This is a genomic window from Allobacillus halotolerans (assembly GCF_018967645.1).
GTDB classification, from domain to species: domain Bacteria; phylum Bacillota; class Bacilli; order Bacillales; family Alkalibacillaceae; genus Allobacillus; species Allobacillus halotolerans.
This window is the reverse complement of record NZ_JAHLZF010000035.1, coordinates 1-1,799: the sequence shown is the minus strand read 5'-3', so window position 1 is coordinate 1,799 and position 1,799 is coordinate 1. Positions and strand designations below refer to the sequence as shown.

General features: G+C 49.1%; 1 tRNA gene and 1 rRNA gene. Both read left to right on the top strand.

Annotated features, from left to right (window positions below):
• Positions 1–65: transfer RNA gene (locus tag KQ486_RS13660), tRNA-Ala, on the top strand.
• 122 nt (positions 66–187) lie between these two features.
• Positions 188–1,739 (top strand): 16S ribosomal RNA (locus KQ486_RS13655).
• Positions 1,740–1,799 lie beyond the last annotated feature (60 nt).

Genomic DNA, 1,799 nt, shown 5'->3' with positions numbered 1-1,799 from the left:
TCAGCTGGGAGAGCGCCTGCTTTGCACGCAGGAGGTCAGCGGTTCGATCCCGCTAGTCTCCACCATTTATTTTTTACACGATGAACATTGAAAACTGAATGACAATATGTCAACGTTAATTCCAAAAAACGTAACTATAAGTTACAAACATTATTTAGTATTTATGAGCTAATCAAACATCATAATTTTTATGGAGAGTTTGATCCTGGCTCAGGATGAACGCTGGCGGCGTGCCTAATACATGCAAGTCGAGCGAACGGACGAGAAGCTTGCTTCTCTGATGTTAGCGGCGGACGGGTGAGTAACACGTGGATAACCTACCTATAAGACTGGGATAACTTCGGGAAACCGGAGCTAATACCGGATAATATTTTGAACCGCATGGTTCAAAAGTGAAAGACGGTCTTGCTGTCACTTATAGATGGATCCGCGCTGCATTAGCTAGTTGGTAAGGTAACGGCTTACCAAGGCAACGATGCATAGCCGACCTGAGAGGGTGATCGGCCACACTGGAACTGAGACACGGTCCAGACTCCTACGGGAGGCAGCAGTAGGGAATCTTCCGCAATGGGCGAAAGCCTGACGGAGCAACGCCGCGTGAGTGATGAAGGTCTTCGGATCGTAAAACTCTGTTATTAGGGAAGAACATATGTGTAAGTAACTGTGCACATCTTGACGGTACCTAATCAGAAAGCCACGGCTAACTACGTGCCAGCAGCCGCGGTAATACGTAGGTGGCAAGCGTTATCCGGAATTATTGGGCGTAAAGCGCGCGTAGGCGGTTTTTTAAGTCTGATGTGAAAGCCCACGGCTCAACCGTGGAGGGTCATTGGAAACTGGAAAACTTGAGTGCAGAAGAGGAAAGTGGAATTCCATGTGTAGCGGTGAAATGCGCAGAGATATGGAGGAACACCAGTGGCGAAGGCGACTTTCTGGTCTGTAACTGACGCTGATGTGCGAAAGCGTGGGGATCAAACAGGATTAGATACCCTGGTAGTCCACGCCGTAAACGATGAGTGCTAAGTGTTAGGGGGTTTCCGCCCCTTAGTGCTGCAGCTAACGCATTAAGCACTCCGCCTGGGGAGTACGACCGCAAGGTTGAAACTCAAAGGAATTGACGGGGACCCGCACAAGCGGTGGAGCATGTGGTTTAATTCGAAGCAACGCGAAGAACCTTACCAAATCTTGACATCCTTTGACAACTCTAGAGATAGAGCCTTCCCCTTCGGGGGACAAAGTGACAGGTGGTGCATGGTTGTCGTCAGCTCGTGTCGTGAGATGTTGGGTTAAGTCCCGCAACGAGCGCAACCCTTAAGCTTAGTTGCCATCATTAAGTTGGGCACTCTAAGTTGACTGCCGGTGACAAACCGGAGGAAGGTGGGGATGACGTCAAATCATCATGCCCCTTATGATTTGGGCTACACACGTGCTACAATGGACAATACAAAGGGCAGCGAAACCGCGAGGTCAAGCAAATCCCATAAAGTTGTTCTCAGTTCGGATTGTAGTCTGCAACTCGACTACATGAAGCTGGAATCGCTAGTAATCGTAGATCAGCATGCTACGGTGAATACGTTCCCGGGTCTTGTACACACCGCCCGTCACACCACGAGAGTTTGTAACACCCGAAGCCGGTGGAGTAACCTTTTAGGAGCTAGCCGTCGAAGGTGGGACAAATGATTGGGGTGAAGTCGTAACAAGGTAGCCGTATCGGAAGGTGCGGCTGGATCACCTCCTTTCTAAGGATATATTCGGAACATCTTCTTCAGAAGATGCGGAATAACGTGACATATTGTATT